At 65.6% G+C, this 17,830-nt stretch carries 19 protein-coding genes and 1 riboswitch; of the genes, 10 read left to right on the top strand and 9 right to left on the bottom strand.

Annotation, left to right across the window (positions count from 1 at the left end; all coding sequences use genetic code 11):
• Positions 1–20 precede the first annotated feature (20 nt).
• Together AC5Y5C_RS24170 and AC5Y5C_RS24175 are read left to right on the top strand one after the other, a co-directional pair.
• Positions 21–1,370 carry a PA14 domain-containing protein gene (locus tag AC5Y5C_RS24170; protein ID WP_499977154.1) on the top strand — a complete coding sequence of 450 codons (1,350 nt, stop codon included), beginning with the start codon at positions 21–23 and terminating at the stop codon, positions 1,368–1,370.
• 27 nt (positions 1,371–1,397) lie between these two features.
• On the top strand, positions 1,398–2,513 hold the full coding sequence (locus AC5Y5C_RS24175) for an acyltransferase family protein (RefSeq protein WP_499977156.1): 1,116 nt from the start codon (positions 1,398–1,400) through the stop codon (positions 2,511–2,513).
• On the opposite strand, the gene AC5Y5C_RS24180 is transcribed toward AC5Y5C_RS24175, so the two are convergent.
• Positions 2,510–4,162: a DNA repair helicase XPB gene (locus tag AC5Y5C_RS24180; RefSeq protein WP_499977157.1), complete on the bottom strand. Its 1,653-nt coding sequence runs from the start codon at positions 4,160–4,162 to the stop codon at positions 2,510–2,512. The genes AC5Y5C_RS24175 and AC5Y5C_RS24180 overlap by 4 nt on opposite strands.
• Positions 4,163–4,226: 64 nt before the next feature.
• Between AC5Y5C_RS24180 and AC5Y5C_RS24185 the strand changes: the two genes are divergently transcribed.
• Entirely contained in the window at positions 4,227–4,625 is a 399-nt protein-coding gene (locus AC5Y5C_RS24185) for a DUF2628 domain-containing protein (RefSeq protein ID WP_499977158.1), read from the top strand.
• A gap of 18 nt (positions 4,626–4,643) precedes the next feature.
• Here AC5Y5C_RS24185 and AC5Y5C_RS24190 read toward each other — a convergent pair whose 3' ends face one another.
• On the bottom strand, positions 4,644–6,869 hold the full coding sequence (locus tag AC5Y5C_RS24190) for a helicase-associated domain-containing protein (protein ID WP_499977160.1): 2,226 nt from the start codon (positions 6,867–6,869) through the stop codon (positions 4,644–4,646).
• Between the two features lie 63 nt (positions 6,870–6,932).
• On the opposite strand from AC5Y5C_RS24190, the gene AC5Y5C_RS24195 reads away from it, so the two are divergent.
• The 5 genes from AC5Y5C_RS24195 (at position 6,933) to AC5Y5C_RS24215 (ending at position 9,914) form a co-directional block, all read left to right on the top strand.
• Positions 6,933–7,106 (top strand): hypothetical protein, encoded by a 174-nt coding sequence (locus AC5Y5C_RS24195; RefSeq protein WP_139359301.1) that lies wholly within the window; start codon positions 6,933–6,935, stop codon positions 7,104–7,106.
• A gap of 2 nt (positions 7,107–7,108) precedes the next feature.
• Entirely contained in the window at positions 7,109–7,624 is a 516-nt protein-coding gene (moaC, locus tag AC5Y5C_RS24200; protein WP_499977161.1) for a cyclic pyranopterin monophosphate synthase MoaC, read from the top strand.
• Entirely contained in the window at positions 7,609–8,094 is a 486-nt protein-coding gene (locus AC5Y5C_RS24205; RefSeq protein WP_499977162.1) for a MogA/MoaB family molybdenum cofactor biosynthesis protein, read from the top strand. The genes moaC and AC5Y5C_RS24205 overlap by 16 nt, the downstream gene beginning before the upstream one ends.
• On the top strand, positions 8,091–8,519 hold the full coding sequence (locus AC5Y5C_RS24210) for a molybdenum cofactor biosynthesis protein MoaE (RefSeq protein ID WP_499977163.1): 429 nt from the start codon (positions 8,091–8,093) through the stop codon (positions 8,517–8,519). The genes AC5Y5C_RS24205 and AC5Y5C_RS24210 overlap by 4 nt, the downstream gene beginning before the upstream one ends.
• A gap of 87 nt (positions 8,520–8,606) precedes the next feature.
• Complete coding sequence (locus tag AC5Y5C_RS24215; RefSeq protein ID WP_499977165.1) at positions 8,607–9,914, top strand: lipase family protein; 1,308 nt, start codon at positions 8,607–8,609, stop codon at positions 9,912–9,914.
• Positions 9,915–9,916: 2 nt separating this feature from the next.
• Here the strand turns inward: AC5Y5C_RS24215 and AC5Y5C_RS24220 are convergent, their stop codons facing one another.
• From AC5Y5C_RS24220 to moaA, 5 genes are all read right to left on the bottom strand, one after another.
• A complete protein-coding gene (locus tag AC5Y5C_RS24220; protein WP_499977167.1) occupies positions 9,917–10,624 on the bottom strand; it encodes a class I SAM-dependent methyltransferase in 708 nt (235 codons plus the stop codon).
• A gap of 6 nt (positions 10,625–10,630) precedes the next feature.
• Positions 10,631–11,425 carry a class I SAM-dependent methyltransferase gene (locus AC5Y5C_RS24225; RefSeq protein ID WP_499977266.1) on the bottom strand — a complete coding sequence of 265 codons (795 nt, stop codon included), beginning with the start codon at positions 11,423–11,425 and terminating at the stop codon, positions 10,631–10,633.
• Between the two features lie 126 nt (positions 11,426–11,551).
• Positions 11,552–12,700: a transglycosylase family protein gene (locus tag AC5Y5C_RS24230; RefSeq protein ID WP_499977169.1), complete on the bottom strand. Its 1,149-nt coding sequence runs from the start codon at positions 12,698–12,700 to the stop codon at positions 11,552–11,554.
• A gap of 10 nt (positions 12,701–12,710) precedes the next feature.
• Positions 12,711–12,888, bottom strand: a riboswitch (cyclic di-AMP (ydaO/yuaA leader).
• Positions 12,889–13,179: 291 nt separating this feature from the next.
• Entirely contained in the window at positions 13,180–13,428 is a 249-nt protein-coding gene (locus tag AC5Y5C_RS24235) for a MoaD/ThiS family protein (RefSeq protein WP_499977171.1), read from the bottom strand.
• Entirely contained in the window at positions 13,429–14,421 is a 993-nt protein-coding gene (gene moaA / locus AC5Y5C_RS24240; RefSeq protein ID WP_499977172.1) for a GTP 3',8-cyclase MoaA, read from the bottom strand. It abuts the gene before it with no gap.
• Positions 14,422–14,513: 92 nt separating this feature from the next.
• Here moaA and AC5Y5C_RS24245 point away from each other — a divergent pair, with 92 nt between their 5' ends.
• On the top strand, positions 14,514–14,927 hold the full coding sequence (locus tag AC5Y5C_RS24245; protein WP_499977267.1) for a cold-shock protein: 414 nt from the start codon (positions 14,514–14,516) through the stop codon (positions 14,925–14,927).
• A 28-nt stretch (positions 14,928–14,955) separates the two neighbouring features.
• Positions 14,956–15,648 (top strand): DNA alkylation repair protein, encoded by a 693-nt coding sequence (locus AC5Y5C_RS24250; RefSeq protein ID WP_499977268.1) that lies wholly within the window; start codon positions 14,956–14,958, stop codon positions 15,646–15,648.
• Here AC5Y5C_RS24250 and AC5Y5C_RS24255 read toward each other — a convergent pair.
• Positions 15,645–16,154, bottom strand: a complete 510-nt coding sequence (locus tag AC5Y5C_RS24255) for a DUF2771 family protein (RefSeq protein WP_499977174.1) — start codon at positions 16,152–16,154, stop codon at positions 15,645–15,647. The genes AC5Y5C_RS24250 and AC5Y5C_RS24255 overlap by 4 nt on opposite strands.
• Entirely contained in the window at positions 16,151–17,782 is a 1,632-nt protein-coding gene (locus AC5Y5C_RS24260; RefSeq protein ID WP_499977269.1) for an MFS transporter, read from the bottom strand. The genes AC5Y5C_RS24255 and AC5Y5C_RS24260 overlap by 4 nt, the downstream gene beginning before the upstream one ends.
• Between the last annotated feature and the right edge of the window lie 48 nt (positions 17,783–17,830).

Consider the following 17,830-nt stretch of genomic DNA (forward strand, 5'->3'; position numbering starts at 1 on the left):
TTCGCCCGTACAGTGAATCCGTGCGTACGATCGTCCTGCTTACGGTGATCCTGCTGCTGGCCGCCTGTGCGCCTGCCCGCCACGAGATGGACGCGGCGGCCCAGAACCCTTGCGATGTAGGTCAATACTGGACGCGCTACTACAACAACACCGATCATTCCGGGACCGCGGTGCTGGCCCGATGCGAGTACTCGGTCGGTGGGAACTTCACGGGATCTCCTGCGCCGGGTGTGCGGGCCGACGAATTTTCGGTCGATGCCGGCGGCTCGCTGCGGTTCCCCGTGACGGGCGAGTACCGGATTGCCTCGATGAGCGGCGGTGTCGTGGGGCGCGTCTGGCTCGATGACGAGCAGATCTTCGATCACGCCAATACCCGTGATTGGGGAACCGATCTGGCCACGCGCACGGTACAGGCCGGTGTGCACACGGTCCGGGTCAGCTATTCCAGTACGAGCGGCCCTGCGGTACAAGAGTTCTCGGTGTCCCAAGTCGCGGTGGGCAGGGAGTCCGCGAACGGCAACTTCTTCGCGGCGAACTCATTCTTTAATCAGCCGCTCCCGCCGAATCCGGCGATCGACCCTCGGTCGCCGCGTTGGGTTGCCGCGCTGATGCATCATCCCGACGTCAAAGCCATCGACGTCAACGAGGACATCTGGACTACCGCCGTATATCACGCGCCGGCGGGCACTCCTACCCGGACCGTGAGCGTCCGCAACAGCGGGAAGTCGATCGACGTCCCGTATCTGCCGCATTATCTGCCGACGCAGGATGCCGACGCTCATCTGGCCATCATCGACGACACCAACGGGTGTGAGTACGAGTTCCAGTCCTTCACGCCGGATTCGATGTCGGCGATTGCGCAGGCCACCTATCGGGTAAACAGCGGATCGGGCGGGCATGTCAGTGGGCCCGCGCATTCGGGCGGCGAGCTGTCCTACCTCGCGGGGCTGATCACACCGGAAGATGTACAGGCGGGAGTGATCGATCATGCGCTGCGGTTCGCGATCCCGATCAATGCGCCCACCTACGTGTACCCGGGTACGCGATCGGACGGCACGATTCCGGATGGAGTGCCCGAGGGGATCAGAATTCAGCTCGATCCGTCCCTGGATTTGCGAACGTTGAACCTGACACCCTTCCAGCGGATGGTTGCGATGGCGCTGCAAAAGTATGGGGCCTTTGACGCCGACGTCGCGAAGACCTTCTCGCTGACCGCCCGCAGCGTGATCGACGGGACCCGGTACCCGACCCGGATCGACGATCTGCCGAGGGAGCTGATCGGGCATCTTCGGTTCCTGACGCCGTCGATCAGCTCCACGGATATCCAGCTCGACACCGCCGCCAACAACGGATGCCGGCAACAGCACTAATCTGGTAACGCTGCTACCCTTCTTTCGGTGTCGCGACAGGCTGTGGCTGCTTACGAGTCGTTTCTTGCCACGAAGAAATTCGGGGCGCTGGACGGCTTGCGGGCGCTGAGCGTGCTGGCGGTGATCTGGCACCACACGTCCGGGACTCCCGGTCCAAGGATCTCGCACAGCGGATTCATGGGCGTCGACTTCTTCTTCGCGATCAGTGGCTTTCTCATCACCACCTTGCTGATCCGTGAGCGTGATCGCACAGCGGGCATATCGCTGCGAAACTTCTACGCGCGCAGGGCATTGCGTATATTCCCGTTGTACTATGCGGTACTGGCCGTGTATGTCCTGCTGGTATTCGCCACCGAACGCGGCACGCCGAAGGGCGAGCGATTCTTCGGGGACTTGCCGGCATTCCTGACCTATACCGTCAACTGGTTCGTGGATCTGTCCAGCGGCACGTCGGTGCCATTCTATTTTTCATGGTCGCTGTCCACGGAGGAACAGTTCTACCTGCTGTGGCCACCGCTGTTGGCCGGGGCCCTGCTGCTGAGCAAGGGAAGGGTCTGGACGCCGTTCATCGTGCTTTGCGGGCTGGTAGCGGTATCGGCCGGAACCGGCGTGTTCTTCGATGCCCGGGTGCTGCCCTGGCGCATCCTGGCCAGTTTGTCGCTGCCCATCTTGCTCGGTGCGGCTTTCGCGATCGTCGTCAACACCCGCCGTGGCTACGCGGGGGTCGCCGCGGTGTTGGGCTGGTGGTGGTCGGCCCCGGCGGTGTTCACCGTGATGACTGTCGCGCTGTGGTTCGGTGCGCCGCCCTGGACGGTCCAGATCCTCATGGTCGGCGCCGTCGTCGCCGTCTCCATCCGCGAGGACACCCTCATGCATCCGCTACTGGCCTGCAGGCCCCTCGCGTTCGTCGGAGTGATCAGCTATGGCATCTACTTGATGCACATGTTGTGCGCCAACGTCGTACGCCGAATTGTCCATGAGGAACAGGGGCTGACACTCTGCGCTGGAACGACGGTCCTCGTCATCGCCGTTGCCTATCTGAGCTTTCGATACTTCGAGACGCCCCTGCTGCGCATCAAGCGCCGCTTCGAATCATCCGCGGAGCGGGCCGGAGACCAACTCTCCAGGGCCTCGAACGGCTAACCGATCGCGGGTCCGAGAAGGTCGTCCGCGTCGGTGATCCGATAGCCATAGCCCTGCTCGGCCAGGAACCGTTGCCGGTGTGCCGCGTACTCGGCATCGAGGGTGTCGCGGGATACCACCGAGTAGAAGTAGGCCTGCCCGCCGTCGGCCTTCGGTCGCAGTAGCCGCCCAAGGCGCTGCGCCTCTTCTTGGCGCGAGCCGAACGTACCCGAAACCTGAACCGCAACAGCTGCTTCCGGCAAATCGATGGAGAAGTTGGCCACCTTGGAGACCACCAGCGTGGCGATCTCGCCGCGCCGAAAAGCGTCGAAGAGTGCTTCGCGTTCGGCGTTCTTGGTGGAGCCCTGGATCACCGGGGCGTCCAGCTGGGTTCCCAATTCGTCGAGCTGATCCAGATAGGCGCCGATCACCAGCGTCGGCACTCCCGGATGGCGCGCCAGGATCGACTTCACCACGTTGATCTTCGAGTGGGCCGTCGAGCACAGTTTGTACCGCTCGTCGGCCTCGGCGGTGGCGTAGATCATCCGCTCGTTGTCGGTGAGGGTGACCCGCACCTCTATGCACTCGGCGGGGGCAATCCAGCCCTGTGCCTCAATGTCTTTCCAGGGCGCGTCATAGCGCTTGGGGCCGATGAGGCTGAAGACATCGCCCTCGCGGCCGTCCTCCCGGATCAGGGTGGCGGTGAGCCCGAGGCGGCGCCGTGACTGCAGGTCTGCCGTCATCCGGAACACCGGAGCCGGCAGCAGATGCACCTCGTCGTACACGATCAGACCCCAGTCCCGGCTATCGAACAGCTCCAGGTGGCGGTACTCGCCCTTGGTGCGCCGGGTGATCACCTGATAGGTGGCGATGGTGACCGGCCGAATCTCCTTGCGCTCACCCGAGTATTCGCCGATCTCCTCTTCGGTCAAGGAGGTTCGTGCGATGAGCTCCCGTTTCCACTGCCGTCCGGCGACGGTGTTGGTGACCAGGATCAGGGTGGTCGCCTGCGCCTTGGCCATCGCGGCGGCACCCACCAGCGTCTTACCGGCCCCGCAGGGCAGCACCACCACACCGGAACCGCCCGCCCAGAACGAGTCGGCTGCCATCTGTTGATAGTCCCGAAGCTCCCAACCATCCTCGGCCAGGCTGATCGGGTGTGCCTCGCCATCCACGTATCCGGCGAGATCCTCTGCAGGCCAACCGATCTTGAGCAGCATCTGCTTGATGCGGCCGCGCTCGCTGGGGTGCACCTGCACGGTGTCGTCATCGAGGCGGGTACCGAACATGGGAGCAATCTTTTTGTGTCGCAACACCTCTTCGAGGACTGCGCGATCCAGGCTCACCAGCGTCAGACCGTGCGCAGGATGCTTGATGAGCTGGAGGCGGCCGTAGCGGGCCATGGTGTCGACGATGTCCACCAGCAGCGGCTGCGGTACCGCGTAGCGGGAGAAGGTGACGAGGGCGTCGACCACCTGCTCGGCATCGTGCCCGGCGGCGCGGGCGTTCCACAGCGCCAGCGGGGTGATGCGATACGTGTGCACATGCTCGGGTGCGCGTTCGAGCTCGGCGAAGGGGGCGATCGCCTGGCGCGCCGCGTCTGCCTGGTCGTGATCGACCTCCAGCAGCACGGTTTTATCGGACTGGACGATCAGCGGTCCATCGGTCATTCGGTCCAGGATAGTGACCCCTGGGGACATTAGAGGGTGCCGTGTGCCCTGCTAGATTGCTGGAGTGACGACACCACAAGATCGCAGCACCCTGGCCGAGATTTGGCAGCGCCGGTTCGCGTTCTACGACCAGTACGCCGCGGCCCCGACGAAAGAAGAGGCGAATGCCTTCTTCCGGGCGGGGCCGTTTTGGACACGCGCGCGGTTAACCAGCAATTTCCTGGCCTTTTTCTTCGGCCCGATCTACTTCTTCGTCAAGGGAATGTGGCGCAAGGGGTTGGTGCTGTTGGGTATCAGCCTCGGTATCGGTGTCGTGCTGGGGGTGGTGGGCGCATCCGATAGCGTGACGCGAGCGGTCTCTATCGGCTTTGCTGCGCTGTTCATGGGCATCGCCAACCAGGCCTACTACTTGCACTGGGTGCGCAAGAGCGAGTCATGGAACCCCTTCGAGGGGGTCCGCTGACGCGGAGCTCATCGTCGGTCAGGACGGCGGCGAGACGGCGGTGATGCGGTGAATCGCGAAGTCGCGGATCCGCCCGGCGGCGGTGTCGAATGCCGACAGCTGCCCACCGCGCACGCTGATCGGATTGACCACTCTCGAGGATGCCACCCCGGCCGGATCCACGTATCCGATGAGCACGCTGGTCTGGGCCTTGGCGGACTGCTGTAACAACGCCACCGCATGCGACGGCTCGATGCGGACGCCGTCGTGATCGCCCGCCGCGCGCAAGGCTCTGACCACTGCGGCGGCTGCAGGCTCACTGAGTACCGTTGGCGTCCAACCCATCCGGTGCGGCTGTGGAGTCACCCGGGCGCGGTGCGCCCGGAGCTCCACGATGGTTCCGGTGGCATCCTCGGCGGCGGGAGCGAAGCCCGCCGCGCGCAGGCCGGCCACCAAATCGGCCAACGGGGCCAGCGACACCGCGACGGTCGGGGCCAGCAGCCGCAGCCCCACGTCCTCCGCCAGCGCGGACCCCATCACCTGTGTCAGCAGGGCCACGTCGTCGCAGCGCAGGAACGAGCTGGCCACGCCGGCCCGAAGCTGCCCATGTCGACGCCCGACATCGTCGATGAGGTATGTCAGCGATTGGGGGACAGGGGTTTTGGATCGCGAACCGAAGAAAGTGTGCAGTGATGTCGCGGTCCGCCCCGAATCCAGTGCACGTCGGATGCTCGCGTCGCTGACCCGAAAAACACTGGCCGCCCCCGCTGATTCGAGGTCTGCCACCGCCGCCAGCTCAAGCTCCACCTCGCGCGTCAGTGGACCGGGTGCGACGACCGTGAGATCGGCCTGCACGAGGAAATGATCGATGGGAGCGGGCAGTGCCTTGTCCATGGCGGCCAATGTCGCCGCCTCATCGCCGCTGCTGTCCAGGAAGGTACGGACATGCGTCGTCAACGCACCGCGCCCGATCACGCCCAGCGTCGTCGCCTCGAATAACAGGGCCGCCACTGGTTCCGTGCCCAGCCGTGTGCCCCAGCGCGGACGACGCCATCGCATCACCCGGGAGGTCTCCTGGGCCCGCAACCCCTGCCCGGGCTCCAGCTCGCCCAGTATCTCCAACAGCAGCTTGCGGTCATGCGGCGCCGCCGTCGAGCGCAGCGAATCGGAAAGGGCTGCAATCGGTTTGTCATCGCTGGTGCGCTTGCCGATCAGGTCGGGGCGGGCCGCCAGCATCAACCACGCCGACATAAGCCGAAACCAGCGGGTCGCGGTCGGCAGCTCGGCGAAGCGGTCGGCCTGCGTGGTCGGCGCCCAATGCCAGCCCTCGGCATCGGTCTGAACATCGGGGTCACCCACGGCGATCAGCTGCGCGGCCGCCAGCACTTCCAGCAGCAACCCGATTCGGGTGTCATCGATCCCCGTCGCCTTCGCCAGCCGTTTGACCTCGCGTACCCCCAGGCCGCCGCTGCGCAGCTGAGGAGCGGGGTTGACGCCGAGCTCATCGAGCAGCAGCCCCACCTCACGCAGCAGATCAAGTGCCGCCCCGGCGGCCGCGGCGTCGGCTTCGGCCTGGGTCGCCGTTGTCGTCTCGACGATCGGTGGCTGCAGCCGGTCGGGCTCCTCACCGCGCAGCAGCTGTGCCACGAACCGGGGCAACAGCACCGTCTCGTCATCGATCCGCTGCAGCAGGCCGGCCGTAAGCAGTCGTTGTACCGGACGATCCGGCGGGGCATCGGGTGCGGCGTCCCGGGTACGGCCGATGGGCGATCCCGCGATGAGTGCCTGCAACAGCTCCATTCCCCGCTCGTCGGTCGCCTCCAAGGCGGCGCGGGCCGGGTCGTACGAACCGGGGGTCTGCTCGCTGATCACCTGCCCGACCACCCACGGCAGCCCCAACCGCGTCTCTGCCGCCAGATGCAGGTCGCGATCCCCCCACACCAGCGCCAGCTCGCGCAGCCGGTCCAGGGTGGCCCGCACCTGCAGTTCGGTGGCACGACCATCGACCTGAGCTAGCACATCCGAGACCGGGATGCCCGTGACGTCCGCGCGGGCCACCAGCAGCGCATCCAGGATCGCCAGAGTCAAAAAGTCCAGGTTGTCGGTGGCCGCGCGTACCGATTGGCGCGATAGCGCCCGGCCCGCCAGGGCGGCCAGCGAACCCGGAGGTGGCGACGCCAAATCGGGTCGCAGCCGCACCAGCCGCACCAACTGTTCATCGGGCAGCTGGCGCAGCCAGGTAGCCAACGCCGTATCGTCACTCATCGGTCACCAGCGTAGAGGCGGGTTGGGTTCGCCGTCGTGCTCCCGGCCTGCCACAATGGCTTCGTGGCTGACAAGAAGCAATACGTCGACAACGGCTGGCCCGCACATGTGGACGGTGAGCACGCGGTCTCCGAGCTCGCGGCCGACCGCACCGGAGCCCTGTCACCCTTCGGCGACATCGAGTTCCCGGTGGAGTCCGTGCCCTACGTGCACCCCGTCACCGTCATCAACAAGTAACGGTGTCCGACGGTCCTCGCGATAGCGGCTCATTATCCCAGCCTGACCGTCTCTCCCATACTGACGAGCACGGGTCCGCACGCATGGTCGACGTGTCGGCCAAACAGGCCACCGCACGTGAGGCGGTCGCGGCCGGACGCTTCGTCACCACCCCGGAAGTCCTGAAGCTATTGGCAGACGGCACGCTGCCCAAGGGCGACGCCATCGCCACGGCCCGGCTCGCCGCCGTCATGGCCGCCAAACGCACCAGCGAGCTCATTCCGCTGTGTCACCAGATACCGCTCACCGGCCTCGACGTGGACTTCGAGATTGACGACACAACGGGATCCATTCAGATCACCGCCACCGCGCGCACCAACGACCGCACCGGGGTCGAGATGGAAGCGCTGACCGCGGTGGCGGTCGCCGGATTGACACTGCATGACATGGTCAAAGCGGTTGATCCCGCATCGCGCGTCGACGACGTCCGAGTGCTGCGTAAAGAGGGCGGCAAGACCGGAACATGGACCCGATCCTGAGATCTGCGCGGGTGATCGTGGCCTCCACTCGGGCGGCGACCGGTCAGTACCCCGATAAGACCGGACCCGTCATCGTCGAATGGCTTGGCGCCCAAGGTTTTCATGTTGAGAAACCGATCGTCGTGCCCGATGGCGACGCGGTGGGAGCGGCGATCCGCGCCGCGGTTTCCGACGGAGTTTCGTTCGTCATCACCACCGGCGGCACCGGGCTCTCACCCACCGATGTCACACCCGAACAGACCGCCCCCGTGCTGGACTACCAGATCCCCGGCCTGGCCGATGCCATCAGACGCTCGGGGCTGCCGACCGTACCCACCAGCATCCTGTCCCGCGGCGTGTGCGGAGTTGCCGGCCGGACTCTGGTGGTCAACCTGCCCGGCTCCACCGGTGGTGTGCGCGACGGACTCGAGGTACTCAACAGCGTGCTGGGCCACGCACTGGATCAGATAGCCGGGGGTGATCATGTATGAGCGCTAACGTCTCGCGTGCGCTGTTGACTGCGGAACATATCTCGCTGATTGAGCACGAGCAACTCGTCGACCACGAATCAGCAGGCGCCACAGTCGGATTCGTGGGCAATGTACGTGACCACGACGGCGGCAAGACGGTGCTGCGGCTCGAGTACTCGGCGCATCCGTCGGCCCAGCAGGTGCTGACCGATGTGGTGGAGCGCATCGCCGCAGAGGCAGCGGGCGTGCGCGCAGTGGCGGTGAGTCACCGCATCGGTGCGCTGCTGGTCGGCGAGGCGGCCTTCGTGGTGGCAGTGAGCGCCGATCATCGTCGCCAGGCATTCACCACCTGCCAGCGCCTTGTCGACGAGGTGAAGGCGGCGCTGCCGGTGTGGAAGCACCAGTTCTTCGCCGACGGCAGCAACGAATGGGTGGGGTCGGCCTGAAAAATCCGGGTCCCGATTGGGGTCTGGTACCTAAAAACCCAGATCAGGGCGCTGTGGGTCCCGTGGGTGCATTAGCTTCCTTAGTTCATGAGCACTTCCGTGCACCCGAAATACCGCGCCGCGGCGCCAGCACCTCAGATCTTCCCGCACCCCGGTAAGCGTCCGGCGCATCCCGTCGATGATCCGTTCCATGTCCCGCCCGACGGCTTCGGGGACGCGACACCGGGAACCGTTCTGCATGCCCGCCCCGTGGACATCGGATTCCTGGGGCTGCTGCGTCAACGGGTGACCGCCTGGCAGCTGCTGTACCGAACCTCAGATCCGCATGGCGCGCCTGAGGTGTCGGTCACCACCGTGCTGGTGCCCGCCGGCCATGATCCGCGCTCACCACGTCTGCTGGCGTACCAATGCGCGATCAACTCGAGCGAGCGATCCTGCTTTCCTTCCCACTGTCTGTTGCAGGGTGCGCGGGGGCCGTTCGCCAACCCGCATATCGAATTGCTGCTGATGGCTGCCGCGTTGCGTCAGGGCTGGATCCTGAGCGTCGCCGACCATGGCGGCCAGCCCGGGCGTTATGTCGTCGCGCGCCAACCTGGTTACCACGTACTCGACGGTCTGCGGGCCACCCTGCGTTTCGCCGAACTGCGTCTCCCGGCGGATACGGCGATCGGGTTGTGGGGATACTCCGGTGGCGGGCTTGCCAGTTCGTGGACGGCGGAGATGGCACCGGACTATGCCCCCGAGCTCAATATCGTCGCCGCCGCGTTGGGATCGCCGGCTTCGGACCCCAGCAAGATTCTGGAGAGGGCCGACGGAGGGTTGTTCGCGGGGCTGGGTATCGCTGCGATCTCTGCCCTGCGCGGGAGCTATCCCGCATTGGATTCAGTGCTGACGGAACACCTTACGTGTCGGGGTGAGGAGATCATGACGACCGTGCGTGGGCTGTCGACGGGCCAGGCCATTGGGCGCTACGCGATGCACAACTTCGATCGCTATGTGGACCTGCCGATCGCCGAACTGATGGCGCTGCCCGACGTCGCGGCGATGAGTGAGGACCTCCGCGTGGGCAAGGCCGCGCCAACATGCCCGGTATACATCTACACCGCGGTGCACGACCAACTCGTCGGCATCGGCGAAGTGGATCGCCAGGCCGACTTCTACGCCACGCACGGCACCGACGTTACCTACCGGCGAGACCTGCTCAGCGAGCATTTGTCACTGGTGGTGCTGGGTGCACCGGCGGCGCTGCGGTGGCTGGCGCAACGCCTGGAGGGTATGACACCCGAATCCGATACCCGCACTGTGAGATCCATGCTTGCCTCAAGGCCCGCGCTATGGACCATCGCGGTGATGTCGGCGGCGGCGGCCCGCGTGCTCGTGGGCCGCCAGCTGTAGCCTTACGACCGTTCGGCGATGACCGTGTACACGGGGATGTAGAGCAGTGGATCCTCGAGATCCTGTTCCAGCCGCTCTAGCCGCTCGGGGTCTCCGCGGTAGGTGCCGCGAATCGCGTTGAGGAACTCGGCCTTTGGTGCCGCCATTGTCGTCGGATTCAGCTGCAGCACGTTCCATCCGTTGGCGGGCAGCACCTCCTCGATCTCCTCCGACGGTTGTGCATTCTGGAATGGGGTCGGAATGCCGTGCACGCTGCCCTGAGCGAAACACCATATGTACCAACGTGCTCCGGGGCGTGTGGCGCGATGCAGCGCGCTCGCGTATTTCGTATGCCCCGCGTCGTCGAAGCAGTGGTACACGCCGCTGTCGATCACGGTGTCGAACCTTGCGTCCCAGCCGTCGAGCACGGTCGCATCGGCGACCTGGAAGTCGACGGTGACGCCGCCGGCGGCGGCCCGATCTTTCGCCTGCTCGATCGCCGAGGGGGCGAAATCCAGCCCGGTGACGTTAAAGCCTTGCTGGGCAAGGTAAATGGCGTTATCGCCGAGACCGCAGCCGATGTCCAGGACATCTCCGCGGACCGCGCCGAGCAGGGTCAGCTCCTTGATGCGGGGTTTGGCGTCCCTGGAATCCCAGGGGATGATGGGCCCGCCGTCCTTGACGCTCTCTCGGTACAGATCCTCGAACGTGTTCTGAGTGGGTGCGGTCATGGGTGTTCAGCCCCTTTCTGCGACGATGTTGAAGAAAGGCATGTGGATCATGTCGTCGTCCAGCTGCTGGAGACGCTCAAAAGTCTTCTGTGCTCGCTCGGCCACGCCCGGCTGCTGATAACGCTGACGCATGTCGGCGGGCATCTGTTCAGGATCGGCACCGGCCAGTGCGGCGCCGACGAATGCCGTCCGGGAACCGAGATATGTTGTCTTGCCCAAGTATTGGATGTTCCAGTTGGCCTCGGACAGCACACTCTTGATTTCCTCGGGATCTTGTACGCCGAACGGCATCGCGATGCCGTTCACGGTGCCATCACCAAAGCAGGCGATGAACCAGCGTGCCCCCGGCCGCGTGGCCCGGTGCAGTGCTTTCGCGTACTGCTGATGGCCGTCGTGGTCGAAACAGTGATACACGGCGCTGTCGATCACGGTGTCGAATTTTCCGTCCCAGCCGTCGAGCACGGTCGCATCGGCCACCTGGAGATCGACGGTCACGCCCGCGGCCGCGGCGCGGCGCTTCGCTTGTTCAATGGCCGAAGGGGAAAAGTCCAGGCCAGTGACCGACAGGCCGTGTTGGGCCAGATAGATGGAGTTTTCACCGAGACCGCAGCCGATATCCAAGATGTCTCCGCGCAACGCGCCATACGCCGCGAGCTCCTTGATCCGCGGCTGCGCGTCCTTGATGTCCCAGGGCACGCCCGCCGCGGGGGCGCCTTCGAACATGGGTTTGCCGTTGTAGACCGCTTCGAATGTTTCTTGGCTTGGAACGTCCGGGGGAGTGGTCGCTTCCGTCATGACCACCAACGTACGCTTCGACGCTGGCACGTCAACCCTCTTGACAAGGGGCCTACACTTCCGTCGAATGGGTTACCCCGCAACGACAATCGCCCCGGCCGTGAGGTCCGGGGCGATTGTCTGATGTACGAGTTAGCGCTGCGCCAAGGCGAGGATTGCGTCGCTGGCCTTGACATCCTGCGTCTGCATGGCGAAGACGATGTCCTTCAGGTACGACACTCCGCGACTGTCTTGAGGAGTTACATCGGTCGTGCCGGGAGGCAGGTTGTTCGGGTCGGGCAGATGCCGGACCACACCCGAGACGGCCTCGGGGTTGAGTGTCCCGTTGGAGGCGACCGGACCGGCGTCGAACGCGGCCTTGCCGGCGGCGAATCCGATATCCGCAGCATCCGGGACGCCCGCGGGAAGCGGGATCTCGGGAGCCGTCGCGGCAGGTGCCGGGGCAGGCTCGGGTGCGGGATCGGCGGGCACCGGGCCGGACTGGAACTCGTAGGGCAAAACCTGGTTCTCGGCGGCGGGGGCTTCGGGAGCCGGGGCTTCCTCGGGTGCGGGTGCCTCGTCGACGACGGGCGCCTCGGGAGCGGGGGCCGCGATGACCTCGGGTGCCGGGGCTTCCGCGGCGGGGGGCGCGGGCTCGGGAGCTGGTTCGGGCTCGGCCGGTGCGGGACCGGACTGGAAGTCGACGTCTTGGGCCTCAGGCGCCTCGGGAGCGGGGGCTTCCTCGGGTGCGGGTGCCTCGTCGACGACGGGCGCCTCGGGAGCCTCGGCGACGACGGGCGCCTCGGGAGCCTCGGCGACGAACTGCTCGTCAGCCTCGGGAGCCGGGGCGGGCTCAGGGGCCGGGGCGGGCTCGGCGGCGGCCTGCTGCTCGTGGTGCGCGGCAGGTGTGATGTTCGCGGCAGGGGCGGTCCGCGGGGTGGAACCGGACAGGCCACGGCCACAGACCGGCCAGGCGCCACGGCCTTGGCCCGCGAGCACCTTCTCGGCGATCGCGATCTGCTGTTCCTTGGTGGCCAGGTGAGCGGACGGCGCGTACTGGCCACCACCGCTGTTGATCCAGGTGCTGGGCGAGAACTGCAGCCCGCCCTGGTACCCGTTACCGGTGTTGATAGCCCAGTTGTTGCCCGATTCGCAGCGCGCGACCTGGTCCCACTCGCCATCGGTGGCTGCATTGGCCGTCGCGGCCATCAACAGGCCTCCACCGACGAGGCCCGCGCCTGCTACCGCGACCTTGGCCGCCTTGGCGCCAGCCTTGCTGGGCTTACTGTGCCGTCCACTCATATGTCCGTCGTATTCCTCTCTATGACGCACCTGCGAAGTCAGCTGTCGGGTTCGAACGAGAGGTCGCTCGGCCCGGTTGCCCGGGCTTCACCCCAAGAACCATGGAGGTTCGTGCTGGAGATCGAGATCTCCGGCGGTTGGGTTCCCCGCCTCCGTCCCTTGGTTTACCGACGAGGTGCCAGACCCGAGGGACGGAGCTCGGTGCGCGGGTATGGACTTCGGATGACGGTACGTGCCCGCGCGCGTCTCGTCATGTTGGACATTCCACGGTGTTTCGTCCACGGCGGGGTGGGTTTATTCCCGGCGGTGGCGAGGTCTGTGCAGGTTATTGCGTAGCTCCATCACCCCGTGTCCACGCCGTGACCCCACTGTGACCTTCCGATGTGTGTCGGAGATCACGAAATTGGCTGGACATCTCTATGGACAACTCTCAGAGCTGCCTTAGAGCTTCCTTAGGAAAAGGATGGGCCAGCGCACTTCTACCCCCCAGCGAATGGAGGCAGAACATCCACGACAGACCCTGATTCCGGCCGGTGGGAGCGGTCGCGGACCGCCACACCGTCGTAGAGGAAGGAACAACGCGCCAATACGCGTTCCAGTTCCGCTCCTTTTGTGGCCAGCTGACGGGTCAGATCGTCGAAAGAGGCTCCTGCGGGGAGCTGGACGGTCTCTTCCTGGACGCCTGCCGCGGTCGCGGCAGCGGCGAAGTACCGGACTCGGATGCTCACTTAACCGCCGATCGCGCTCATGGGACGGTCTGGCTGTAGGAACGATGGATCGTTGATCCCGTGTCCGGGCTTCTTCCCCCACATCGCGGCCTTCCACGCCGATGCCACCGCCGCATCGGCGGCACCCGAGCGGAGCAGCCCGCGCAGATCTGTCTCGGTGGTGGCGAACAGGCAATTGCGCACCTGTCCGTCAGCCGTCAGCCGAGTGCGGTCGCACTCCCCGCAGAACGGCCGCGATACCGACGCGATAATCCCGACCGTGGCAGGCCCGCCGTTGACCAGCCAGCGTTGTGCTGGTGCGCTGCCGCGGGGTGCCGGGTCGGTGCTCAGTGTGAATTCCCGGCTCAGGGCGGCGTGGACTTCGTCGGCCGTGACCATCCGGTCGCGGCTCCAGTTGTGCTCGGCGTCCAACGGCATCTGCTCGATGATCCGCAGCTCATACTCGTGTTCCAGGCTGAACCGCAGCAGTGCGACGGCGTCCTCTTTGTACTGCTCGGGTGTCAGAACTGCGTTGATCTTTATCGGTCCCAGTCCGGCAGCACCGGCGGCTTCGAGTCCCTTGAGGACATCGGACAGCCGGTCGCGGCGGGTGATGGCGGCGAAACGATCGGCTTCCAAGGTATCCAGCGACACATTGATGCGGTCCAGCCCGGCGTCTCGTAGCCCGGCGGCCTTGCGCTCCAGGCCGATGCCGTTGGTGGTCAGTGCGATGTTGGGCCGCGGTGAGAGGGCGGCCACCGCGGCGACGATTCTCTCCAAGTCCTTGTATATCAACGGTTCCCCACCGGTGAACCGGACGCTGCGGATCCCCAGCTCGGCTACCGCGATGCCGATCAGCCGAATGTATTCGTCGGCGGTCAGTAGTGCGTCGCTGCGTAACCAGTCCAGTCCCTCCGCGGGCATGCAGTACGTGCAGCGCAGATTGCACCGGTCGGTCAAGGACACCCGTAAGTCGGTCGCGATGCGGCCGAACGAATCAATTAACGGGGTCATAAGTCCAGCGTAGCGACCACTTGCGCGAGCCGAGTAGGATGACCAGTCACCGCGCCCTATTTGGGGCGCGTTAATCATGTGAGGTGAGTGCAGTGCCAACCGGCAAGGTCAAGTGGTACGACGCCGAGAAGGGCTTCGGCTTCCTGTCGCAGGAGGACGGCGAGGACGTGTACGTCCGGTCCTCGGCGCTGCCTGCTGGCGTTGAGGGACTCAAGGCCGGACAGAAGGTCGAGTTCGGCATGGCCGCGGGCCGTCGCGGTCCGCAGGCACTGAGCCTCAAGTTGATCGACGCCCCACCTTCGGTGCAGAAGACGCGCCGCGAGAGCAGTGGGCCGGTGAGTCATAAGCACACCACCGACGAGCTGCACGGAATGATCGAGGACATGATCACCCTGCTGGAGGGCACGGTGCAGAGCGAGCTGCGCAAGGGGCGTTACCCGGACCGCAAGATCGCCCGCAAGGTATCCGAGGTTGTGCGCGCTGTCGCTAGCGAGCTGGACGCCTGATCTGACCTCCATCCGCGCCGAAGATGTGATCGCGGCGCTCGATGCCGCCGGCGATTCCGGCCGGTCCAAGAATTCGGCACGGTTCTTCAAGACTGGGCCTGGCGAATACGGCGAGGGCGATGTCTTCGTGGGCGTATCCGTACCAGATCAGCGCAAGCTCGCGCGGCAATTCCGTGGCATCGGACGCGACGCTGTGGTGCGGCTGCTGGCCAGTAAGGTGCACGAGCATCGATTGACCGGGCTGATCCTGGCGGGCTGGGAGTTCGCACACGCCGAGGGCGCCGAACGCGAGGCCTGGGTGCAGATGTACGTGCAGCAGGTCCGCGAGGGGCGGGTGAACAACTGGGATCTGGTCGATTCTTCGGCCTGGCAGATCCTGGGGGAATGGCTTGTCGGCCAGGATTATTCGTTGCTGTTAGAGCTGGCGGCAGAAGATGGCCTCTGGCGTCGGCGGGTGGGCATCATCGGGACCTTCGCCTTCACCAAACGCGGTGATGCGCTAGCCCTTCTCGCGGTGGCGCCGCTGGTCATCGAGGACCGCCGCGACCTCATTCAGAAGGCCTACGGCTGGATGCTGCGTGAGGCCGGGAAGCGTTGTGGCGCAGAGTTGCTCATTGATTACCTGGATGCGCATGCCACTGCGATGGGGCGCACGGCGCTCAGTTACGCCACGGAGCATCTGGACGTCGATGCGCGCGCAGAGTATCGCGCGCGGCGCTAGTTCTGCCAGACGGTGGCGACGGACCAGGTTGCCCGTGCTTTGAAGATCTGCTCACCCAATTCGTTGACACCGACCGTGGGCACTGCCACCTCGATACCCACCAGCTTCCTCCCCGCCTTGTCGACGGTCGGAACGGTGACTGCCGAGCGGTGATCCCAATAGATCACTTGGTCGCCGTACTTTGTCGACGGCGCCGCCAGATCCGCGTACGCCGGTGTGATCGCCCAGGGACCTTTGGAGATTTGTGAGTCGACCGAAAGCTGAACGAGTTCAGTATCATTCACGAAAAGTTCAGCGATACGACCCGGCGGGTCGCATTTGGCGAGCGTTCTATCGCAGTAGAGCAGCGGGCCTGTCCGCACCAGGGTGCCATGGGTGAAAGCGCTGATCTCGGGCCGCTCTGCCGGGCCTTCCCTGTACTCGCGTAGCTGCCAGGCGACGAACCCCACCATTGCGGCAGCGGTCAACACCAAGACGACGGCAAGTGCCGCCAGTTTTGCCTTCACGCGACTACCTTGCCACCCTCTTGTTCGGCCATCACCGGGCGGTTGCCGCCCAGGCCTGGGATCAGGGAGACACCACGGAAGCTGGCCAGCGTCTGCGCCAGGCCGAGGATGAGGACCGCCGATATCACCGTGAAACCCACCCATAAATCGGTATAGATCATCACGCCGATCGCGCCGCCGAGCACCCAGGACAGCTGCAACAGTGCCTCGGAACGGCCGAATGCCGATGCGCGGGATTCCTCGGGCAGGTCATCCTGCAGCGAGGCGTCCAAGGATGCCTTCGCGATGGCGCTGACCCCGGATGTCACCAGCGTCGCGAACACCACGACCGCCAGGACCCCCGCGAAGGCCGCCGCGAGCGCCACCACCGTGACCGCGCCGGCGCACCGCACCACGAGCAGGGCGGGGCGGCCGAGCTTGAGCCGGGCGCTGGTGGCATTGCCGGCGAAGTTCCCGATACCGGCCGCGGCGCCGATCATGCCCAGCATTGCGAGCTGCTGGAAGCCATGCGCATCATGGGATTTGGCGACAAAGGCCGGGTAGAGCGTGAGGAAGCCCACCATCACCTTGATGGTGCTGTTGCCCCACAGCGCGGTGATGATGTTGCGGCCCAGCGGCTGGCGGACCTTGTCCTGCTGCTTGTGGGAGCGCCGAAGCAATATCGTCGGGTGTTCGCCGTCGTCGCCGTGATAGCCGAAAGTCGTGGGCACCTCACCGGCGGTCACCTCGACCCACTTGGGGATGCGCATGGACGCCCAGGCGCCCACCGCCGCGGCCGCCATGACGGCGAAAAGTGCTCCGGGCAGTTGAAACAGCCGGGTGAACGAGAGCTCGAAGGCTCCAGCGATCGCGCCGCCCACAATGGTCCCGCCGACCAGGCCGAAGGTGGTGAGCCGGGAATTGACCCGAACGAGGTCGATTGTCGGAGGCAGCACACGCGGCGTGACGGCGCTCCGCAACACGCCAAAGGACTTGGACAGCACCAGCATTGACAGCGCGCACGGATACAGCACCCAGGGCGGGAAGCTACCGCTGGCACCGTCGTAGTTGGCGGTCATGATGACGGCGAGCGCAATGCGCAGCCCGAACGAGGCCGCCAAGGCGACCCGGCGCCCGTGTTGCAGACGATCCAGTGCGGGACCGATCAGCGGGGCGATGACGGCGAACGGTGCGATGGTGATGAGCAGATACAGCGCCACCTTGCTCTTGGACTCGGCGGTGGCGGCGGCGAAGAAGAGTGTGTTGGCCAGGGCCACGGCCATCGCGGCATCCACCGCGAAATTGGCCATGACCGGATAGGTGAGCGCGGTCAGGCCCGATTTGTCGGCACCGTCGGCCGTCGCGGCCTTGTGGAACAGCCCGTACATCCGGGAGCCCATTTCACGGCTGCGCATCGCGGCGACCCGGGTGACCGTCAGCTTCGGCGGGATCTCCTGGTTGGGCGGGGGCTGCCGCCGCACCCGCTCGCGGCGTTCCTCGCCGAGCGGCGGCAGGTACCGGTTCGATGAGCTGCTCGCCCGGCGAGGATCACGCTTCGATGAGCCGCTCGCGCGAAGAGGATCACGCTTCGATGAGCCGCTCGCGCGAAGAGGATCACGCTGCGAGCTGCCCGTCGGATAGTTGGCCATGCCGGGGTGGGAGTTGGCGTCGCGTGGATCCTGATTACGGCGGCGAGA

It is taken from the genome of Mycobacterium sp. NGS15, assembly GCF_059813245.1.

Coding starts and splice junctions, on each gene's coding strand:
- AC5Y5C_RS24180 (WP_499977157.1), bottom strand. CDS start 4,162: ATGACCGATGGACCGCTGATCGTCCAGTCCGATAAAACCGTGCTGCTG.
- AC5Y5C_RS24190 (WP_499977160.1), bottom strand. CDS start 6,869: ATGAGTGACGATACGGCGTTGGCTACCTGGCTGCGCCAGCTGCCCGAT.
- AC5Y5C_RS24205 (WP_499977162.1), top strand. CDS start 7,609: ATGGACCCGATCCTGAGATCTGCGCGGGTGATCGTGGCCTCCACTCGG.
- AC5Y5C_RS24210 (WP_499977163.1), top strand. CDS start 8,091: ATGAGCGCTAACGTCTCGCGTGCGCTGTTGACTGCGGAACATATCTCG.
- AC5Y5C_RS24215 (WP_499977165.1), top strand. CDS start 8,607: ATGAGCACTTCCGTGCACCCGAAATACCGCGCCGCGGCGCCAGCACCT.
- AC5Y5C_RS24220 (WP_499977167.1), bottom strand. CDS start 10,624: ATGACCGCACCCACTCAGAACACGTTCGAGGATCTGTACCGAGAGAGC.
- AC5Y5C_RS24230 (WP_499977169.1), bottom strand. CDS start 12,700: ATGAGTGGACGGCACAGTAAGCCCAGCAAGGCTGGCGCCAAGGCGGCC.
- moaA (WP_499977172.1), bottom strand. CDS start 14,421: ATGACCCCGTTAATTGATTCGTTCGGCCGCATCGCGACCGACTTACGG.
- AC5Y5C_RS24260 (WP_499977269.1), bottom strand. CDS start 17,782: ATGGCCAACTATCCGACGGGCAGCTCGCAGCGTGATCCTCTTCGCGCG.